Raw genomic sequence first — 7,240 nt, forward strand, 5'->3', positions numbered from 1 at the left:
CAGATATGATGGACACAACCGTTTTGATTTCACTCTCAGGGCAGCAACTGCATGAGCTGATCGAAGCCTCAGTTAGAAAAGCATTACTACTGCAACCAGTTCCCAAATCGGACGATACTGATACGCTCTTAGATACTAAAGAAGCAGCGCAGCTTATCAAATACAAAGAGACGTCAATATATGGGCTGGTGAAAAGAAAAAAGATTCCGTTCTGTAAGATCGAAGGTAAGCTCCTATTTTCTAGACAAGAGCTTTTGGAATGGGTTGCTAATGGTCAGACACCAATCTCAGCGAAACAATGAAAGAAAAACACAAGTATCTGAGGATTGGAACGAGCTACTTCAAGGAAGTAAGAAAGCCGCTCTCGTCCGGCGACACCATGTCCACTTTGATCCCATGGTCCGCGGATTGCATACGGCTGGATCATGATCGTGAATACCTCAAAAACGAGGTGGACCGGTATGATGGATTTTGTTTTGTGCCCAGCCACTTGAACTATGAGCAAAAAGTGGTCGGCTTTTACAACCGTTATCAACCATTTCAGCATGTCGCCAAACAAGGTGACCCGATCACTATTTTCGGTTTTCTCCGACATATTTTCGGAGAACAGATAGAAATGGGATATGACTATTTCAAAGTGCTTTTAGAAAAACCTACACAGATCCTACCAATCCTTTGCCTGGTCAGTGAAGAACGTAATACTGGAAAAACTACTTTTCTTCACTTTGTCAAATCCATTTTCGGAGAAAATATGACCATTAACAGCAATGAGGATTTTCGGTCTAATTTCAATATTGAATGGGCTCAGAAGCTAATCATTGGGGTAGATGAGACATTTCTTGACCGGAAAGAAGATTCCGAGCGGATCAAAAATTTGAGTACGGCTAAGTTTTACAAAATAGAAGCTAAGGGATTTGACCGGCAGGAGATTGAGTTCTTCGGAAAATTTATTCTTTGCAGCAACAACGAAGATCATTTTATCATTGCCGAGCCTGGTGAAATCCGTTAATGGGTTCGGAAAATCCCGGCGCTCAAATTCGATAACGAGAAACTGTTGGCTGAGCTTCAGTCTGAGATTCCCTACTTTATTTATTTTCTCATTCACCGAGACTTCGCCTATCAGCAGCAGACACGTATGTGGTTTACCGCCGCACAGATAGCCACACCGGCATTAAAGAAGCTGCTCAACCAAAACCGGAATAAACTGGAATTAGAGATTGCCCATGTCCTATTGACAATTGTGGATGAAAAAGATTTAGACGAGATAAAGTTCTGTACTGCAGACGTGCAGGATTGGCTTAATAAAAAGCATGTCCGGTACAAAGATCTCATACAAATTAAACGGATCCTGCAAAATACTTGGAAACTGGTTCCAGCTAAAAACTCACTGAGCTACCTACAATACAAGTTTCTTACTGATGGTAGTGTGTTTGAGCAAACAGGGAAAGGCAGATATTATACCCTGTCGAAAAAGCAGATAAATGAGTACAATGATATCATCTAATATTTTGATGAATTGATGAGAAATAGGTTTAATGTATTAATAGTCAATAAATTATGATGCATCAAGATTGCATCAGCAGCGCATCAATCCGAAAACCATGATGCGACGTTCGATGCTATTTGATGAGATTTCGATGATGAGCTAAGCGGTTGAAATAGAGAAAGGTAAGAGCTTAGCGCATCAATTCATCAGTCTTTTTAACTTTTTAACTCTTGTAATTATGACTTGCCAGCAAGCCAAAGAGATCTCTATTGTAGAGTTCCTGAAAAGCCATCATATCCATCCTGAGTTTAGCCGTGGAAAAGATCATTGGTATCTGTCTCCATTACGCCGGGAAAATACACCCTCCTTCAAAGTTGACACAAAGCTCAACCTATTTTATGATCATGGTAGTGGCATAGGCGGAGATATTATTGATCTGGGATGCCAGCTTTTTAAGTGTGATGTGAAAGGATTGCTATCAAAGCTTGAAGCAGGTTCTTTTTTATTTCAACAGCAATATGCGTTAAGAAGACCATTACATATATTGGATAGCGTTACCCAGGAAGAAAGTATTTCGCGAATAAAAATTTCGCATGTCCAGCCATTGGGGAACAATCCTGCTATTACAAATTACATCAAGTCACGAGGAATTGCGTCCGAAATTGCCAGAATGCACTGTCAGGAAGTGTATTACCAGATCGGAGACAAAAACTACTTTGCAGTAGGCTTTAAAAACAGATCCGGTGGATATGAACTTCGCAGTCAAAACTTCAAAGGCTCGTCATCTCCTAAGGATATCAGCCACATTGAAAATGGCAGCCGATCGGTTAGTATAATGGAAGGTTTTATGGATTTTCTTTCACTTCTGACGCTAAGAAAAGAAAGCTCTGTCCCTAGTGATTTTCTGATCCTAAACTCTGTCAGTTTTGTGGATCGCAGTATGGACATTTTGAAAAGCTACCATAATGTTTTTCTCTATCTGGATCATGATAATGCAGGCAGAAAAGCTTTGGAAAAATATGAATCCGCTGGTCTGAACGCCGTCGATGCATCTGGTATGTATCAGAAGTTTAAAGATCTCAATGAGTACTTACTAGAACAGAAGCCAATACAGCAAGACACGACACAACGCAAGGATTTGAAAAAGTCGAGGGGGCTAAGTCTATGAGTCTCTTTGGGGAGCAAGTTTGTGTTTTCGCTTCGCAAAAACCCGTCCCGCTCCCGCGTGACTGGAAACTTGCCTTTTTCTCCCGTTGGTCGCAAAAGGGTTAATACAGATAATGGAATGTGAGATGGAAAAGACAGAAATCAAAGACCCAAAGCCCTACAATCCCAAAGGTGGCAGGCCACGCAAAAAAGTAAAAAGGGAAACTCAGCTCATGGTCAGGCTGACGGAAAACGAGCGTTTTCTGATCGAAGAAAAGGCCAAGGATGCCGGGATGAAACCAAGCGCCTGGTTTAGGCAGGCTGCCAAAAAAGCAAAAGTTTTGGCCAGATTAAAACCTGATGACCTCAGACATTTCAGGACACTAACAGGCATGGCCAACAACCTTAATCAGCTGACGCACCTTGCCCATAAGGAAGGATTAACATTCATCCGGCAATCCTGCAAAGAACTGCTTTTGCAAATCGATGGAATCCTGAAAAAGCTTGGCGGCGATGATCGGTAAGGTGACGATTGGCAGCAGCTTCGGCGGTGTGATCCGCTATGCGATGGAAAAGCAGGAAGCGAGCCTGTTGCTATCCGAAGGCGTGAGAACAGATCAAGTGCGCTCCATAATCGATGATTTTAATATGCAAAGGAAATTAAACCCTGACTTGACAAAGGCAGTCGGGCATATCTCGCTGAGTTGGAGCAAGGAAGATGCAGCCCGGCTTTCGCCTGAGATTATGAAGCAACGTGCATTAGACTATATGGAAAAGATGGAGAGCACCAGCACGCAGTTTATCCTTGTTGAGCACCAGGACAAAAATCATCCACATCTGCACATTATTTATAACCGGGTTAGCAATGAAGGCAAGGCCATCTCAGACCGGTTTCAAAAAGAGAGGAACCACAAGGTCTGCAAAGAGATCACGCTCAGATACGGATATCATTTCGGTAAGGGCAAACAGCAGGTCAACCGGCAGCAGCTGAAAGGTGGCGACAAAGTAAGATATGAATTGTATGATGCTATCAAATCAGCAAGCGCAACCGCTGCAAGCTGGAATGAACTGCGCGCCAGGTTGGAAAGGCAAGGCATCGAGACCATTTTCAAGTATAAATCTGGCACTAGTGAGATCCAAGGCGTCAACTTTGCCAAAGGCGATCTGCAATTTAAAGGATCAAAGATCGATCGGAGTTTAAGCTTTGGCAGGCTAGACGCACTAATCCGGCACAACCAGGAACTGGCGATGTCGCAGCCGTTTCGGATGCAGCCACAATATCAGTCCTCCCGCCCGCAAGAAACATTCCGGCTCGCAACCCTCTCACAGCAGATCCCCGACGATCGAATACTGGATGACTTGCTGCAACCTATCCAGCAATTTGACCAGCAGAGTTCGAATCCATCAAAAAAGAAAAAACGTAAAAAATACTTAGGACAAAGCTTATGAAAAAGATAGAAGAACAACTCGAATCGATTGAAGAAGTGCTTTCGCTTGTGATCAGGAAAAATGCATCAATTGAGAACCTGATCCAAACGGCTACTGAATCACAAAACAAGACGCTGGCCGATACGCTGATTGAATTAAAAGAGGATTTAAATCAAAGTTCGAGTCAACATTTAAAGACTTACCTTTCTCATATTCAGCAAGCAGTTGCAAACGTACCAAAGGCATCAGAAGTCAGGCACCACCATCATTTCGACCTTCAATCGAAGGGCTTCATTATCTCGGCAGCAGTGCTGTTGCTCTCTACTGCCATAAGCATCGCAGTGGCCATTAACAATTACATGGAAAGCAACCGACTGCAAGGCAGCGATCTCAAATTTCGGATTGCCAGGCAGCTCAGCCCGGAACTTACAGAGAGAGTTGATAGCATTTATTATGAAGATCCTGACAGAGCGGAACTTGAAACACAGAAGCGCGAGGCACATGAACTAACGGTTTTAGAAGCTGAGGAACTATTGCAACAGAGGCAAAATGAGGCGAAGCAAGCGAGAGAAATGCTTAACAAACTTAAAAAGGATTGATTTTGACTTTTGTTGTCGGATAATCTTCTTTATTGATTTAATAGGAAGTTTGGTAGTAAAGTTTAGGGAAATTCGTTTAGGAACAACTGAGTCTATGAGCCTCTGTACCTGACTTACGCACCAGGAAGAGCAAGACGAGCAATGGTGTATCACTTTACATCCTTATAGAGATCAGCTCCATTCGCAACGGCTTATTAACATTTATGAATTTATTGTAAACTTGAATTCTAAATCTAGAAAATGCAAAATCAAATAGAAATCTACCAAAGCCAAGACGGGCAGACGCAGATAGAAGTAAAATTCGGAGAAGAAACCGTTTGGCTGGACGCTCATTCCTTAGCTGAAATATTTTCAGTTCAGCGTCCCGCGGTGGTAAAACATATTAACAACATATATAAATCTAATGAGTTAGATCCTGCTGCAACCTGTTCCATTTTGGAACAGGTTGCAGCAGACGGAAAGAAAAGAAAGATGCACTTGTATAACCTGGATGTTATAATATCTGTTGGCTACAGGGTGAATTCAACAAAAGCCACTCAGTTCCGACAATGGGCAACTCAGCGCCTAAGAGATTATCTGATCAAGGGTTATGCGATTAACGAGAAACGACTGAATCAAAAGCAGCAAGAGGTACAAACCTTAAGGGACGGAATCCGGATACTCAGCCGGGCAATTGAAATAAAGACCGACGATGCAGATCTGACATTGCTCGACCAATTTGCTAAAGGTCTTGAATTACTAGACGACTACGATCATGAACAATTGGATCCGAAAGGTATCACAACCCGCCAGGCGAAGTATCCGGAAGTATCAGATTACCGAAACATCATTGAGAGTATGAGAAGGGATTTCGACTCAGATATTTTTGGTAAGGAAAAGGATGATAGCTTCCAAAGCTCCGTAGCACAGATAAGCAAAGGATTTGGAGAGATAGACTTTTACCCCTCAATTGAAGAGAAAGCCGCCACATTACTCTACCTGATCATTAAAAACCATTCATTTGTCGACGGGAATAAGCGAATTGCTGCTGCTTGTTTCCTGTTGTTCCTAGAAAGTAACGGCCTTTTAAAATCGGCAGGCGGGGCCTCACTTATCAGCAATGAAGCCCTTGCAAGTCTGACGCTTTTTGCTGCGGCCAGCAAACCAGAAGAGATGGATACAGTTAAGAAGTTGATTATCAGCGTTCTTAATCGGAATCAATGACATTCTTGCCTATTTAAGAGTCCAGGGTAATAGGTTTATAGCCCATAAATCCTTGTCAGATTAATTTGGAGTAGAGCAATGTGCGTTTTAAATATTATTGTTACGATAGCAACGGGAGTACTGTGATTTTTATGTACTCCTAGATTTTCATTTTTCTCCCTTTTGGCTACTAAAATGCTTAATGACGATACTTTGAAATAAGGATTAGTGGTACACCAAAACAAATGCTTTATTGCGAACGGGAAAGTTAAACTGTATTTGGAATGGTGATCCGATACATTGTCTTTCGAAGGCTGAACAGAATCAGGATCTACAATTTAACTCCCTTAAAAAAGCAGACTGCGAGAAAATATATCATGAAAAGATTTCAGGCGCCGCCACCAATGATCGGAATATTTAAAGATGATCTCTGAGCTTCGCAAAGGATATGTAATAGTAGTCTGCAGAATTGACCGTCTTAGTAGAACAACTTACGACATTGATAAAGCTCATGGTTGACTGGAAAGAGATGGGTGTAGACTTTCGGAGTATTTCAGAAGGGATCAACACTTCAACAAAAATGGGTCGGCTTTGGTATATTTTAGGTTCGGTATTTGCCGAGAACGAGGGAGAAATTTTGATGGAACGGACCTTGGCTGGAATGGAAGCCGCACGTGCCAGGGGCCGCGTAGTAGGCAGGCCAAACGATTTAACTAAAAAAGCCAAGGAGATAGCTGGCCTTGCTGCTACCCTTTACACAAATACAAAATAGACAACGAAGCAAATTTGTGAGCAACTTAAAATCGAGACTAAGGCAATGCTTTATAATTACTTAAAGCATGAAGGGATTGAGATTGAACGGTTGGACCAGAATTCCTAAATAAAGGTTTACTTTACTTCTCATGCGTTTTGCGATTGTAACATCCCTGAAGGTCTGAATAAATATTCATCTCACTGCAATTTAATTCTGAAATTTACGTGCAAAGATTCTTAAAGTTCACACGGATTCGAAGTCCATCAGAACCAAGACCTGCAATTTGATGACCTTGGCAACGCAGGTCGGAGGAAGATTTCAGGAGTTCAAACAAAAACAGGATATTAAGATGAAATCCATCTTCACAAAGGAGATGTCGTAATTGTTTGGACAATTCACCGATTGAGCCTGACAACTTTTGAGGTGATCAAGGTAATGATTGACTTGAAAGAAATGAGAGTGGACTTTCAGAGTATTTTAGAAGAAATTGTAACTTATATCTAATGGGCAGGGTCTGGTGTATGTACCCCGATTTTCAGACAGCCATTTGTTGTTGTATTTCCTTTTTCAGCAGCAAGTCTTTCCATTCAAAAGGTGTCATATTGCCGAGTCCTTCATGAGGTCTTCGGTGGTTATATTCATCAA

General features: G+C 41.9%; 10 protein-coding genes. All 10 read left to right on the forward strand.

Annotated features, from left to right (window positions below):
- Positions 1 to 5: 5 nt before the first annotated feature.
- The gene (locus L0660_RS20540) at positions 6 to 302 is read left to right on the forward strand and encodes a helix-turn-helix domain-containing protein (RefSeq protein ID WP_235161129.1); all 297 of its coding nucleotides are present in this window, start codon (positions 6 to 8) and stop codon (positions 300 to 302) included.
- On the forward strand, positions 299 to 1,009 hold the full coding sequence (locus L0660_RS20545) for a primase-helicase family protein (protein ID WP_235161130.1): 711 nt from the start codon (positions 299 to 301) through the stop codon (positions 1,007 to 1,009). The genes L0660_RS20540 and L0660_RS20545 overlap by 4 nt, the downstream gene beginning before the upstream one ends.
- A gap of 45 nt (positions 1,010 to 1,054) precedes the next feature.
- Positions 1,055 to 1,504 (forward strand): hypothetical protein, encoded by a 450-nt coding sequence (locus L0660_RS20550; protein WP_235161131.1) that lies wholly within the window; start codon positions 1,055 to 1,057, stop codon positions 1,502 to 1,504.
- 220 nt (positions 1,505 to 1,724) lie between these two features.
- Positions 1,725 to 2,654, forward strand: coding sequence for a toprim domain-containing protein (locus tag L0660_RS20555; RefSeq protein ID WP_235161132.1), 930 nt, complete (start codon positions 1,725 to 1,727; stop codon positions 2,652 to 2,654).
- A 124-nt stretch (positions 2,655 to 2,778) separates the two neighbouring features.
- Complete coding sequence (locus tag L0660_RS20560; protein WP_235161133.1) at positions 2,779 to 3,156, forward strand: plasmid mobilization protein; 378 nt, start codon at positions 2,779 to 2,781, stop codon at positions 3,154 to 3,156.
- The gene (locus L0660_RS20565; protein ID WP_235161134.1) at positions 3,146 to 4,081 is read left to right on the forward strand and encodes a relaxase/mobilization nuclease domain-containing protein; all 936 of its coding nucleotides are present in this window, start codon (positions 3,146 to 3,148) and stop codon (positions 4,079 to 4,081) included. The genes L0660_RS20560 and L0660_RS20565 overlap by 11 nt, the downstream gene beginning before the upstream one ends.
- On the forward strand, positions 4,078 to 4,659 hold the full coding sequence (locus tag L0660_RS20570; RefSeq protein WP_235161135.1) for a hypothetical protein: 582 nt from the start codon (positions 4,078 to 4,080) through the stop codon (positions 4,657 to 4,659). The genes L0660_RS20565 and L0660_RS20570 overlap by 4 nt, the downstream gene beginning before the upstream one ends.
- 240 nt (positions 4,660 to 4,899) lie before the next feature.
- Positions 4,900 to 5,862: a virulence protein RhuM/Fic/DOC family protein gene (gene rhuM / locus L0660_RS20575; protein WP_235161136.1), complete on the forward strand. Its 963-nt coding sequence runs from the start codon at positions 4,900 to 4,902 to the stop codon at positions 5,860 to 5,862.
- 448 nt (positions 5,863 to 6,310) lie between these two features.
- On the forward strand, positions 6,311 to 6,613 hold the full coding sequence (locus tag L0660_RS20580) for a recombinase family protein (protein ID WP_235161137.1): 303 nt from the start codon (positions 6,311 to 6,313) through the stop codon (positions 6,611 to 6,613).
- Between the two features lie 336 nt (positions 6,614 to 6,949).
- A complete protein-coding gene (locus L0660_RS26395; RefSeq protein WP_409013450.1) occupies positions 6,950 to 7,099 on the forward strand; it encodes a recombinase family protein in 150 nt (49 codons plus the stop codon).
- Positions 7,100 to 7,240: the final 141 nt, after the last annotated feature.

The organism is Dyadobacter sp. CY351, from assembly GCF_021502625.1.
Classification (GTDB): domain Bacteria; phylum Bacteroidota; class Bacteroidia; order Cytophagales; family Spirosomataceae; genus Dyadobacter; species Dyadobacter chenhuakuii.

Bases quoted from the DNA above. Each gene is read 5' to 3' on its own strand.
- L0660_RS20540 (WP_235161129.1), top strand. From the start codon at position 6: ATGATGGACACAACCGTTTTGATTTCACTCTCAGGGCAGCAACTGCAT.
- L0660_RS20545 (WP_235161130.1), top strand. From the start codon at position 299: ATGAAAGAAAAACACAAGTATCTGAGGATTGGAACGAGCTACTTCAAG.
- L0660_RS20560 (WP_235161133.1), top strand. From the start codon at position 2,779: ATGGAAAAGACAGAAATCAAAGACCCAAAGCCCTACAATCCCAAAGGT.
- rhuM (WP_235161136.1), top strand. From the start codon at position 4,900: ATGCAAAATCAAATAGAAATCTACCAAAGCCAAGACGGGCAGACGCAG.
- L0660_RS20565 (WP_235161134.1), top strand. From the start codon at position 3,146: ATGATCGGTAAGGTGACGATTGGCAGCAGCTTCGGCGGTGTGATCCGC.
- L0660_RS20570 (WP_235161135.1), top strand. From the start codon at position 4,078: ATGAAAAAGATAGAAGAACAACTCGAATCGATTGAAGAAGTGCTTTCG.
- L0660_RS20555 (WP_235161132.1), top strand. From the start codon at position 1,725: ATGACTTGCCAGCAAGCCAAAGAGATCTCTATTGTAGAGTTCCTGAAA.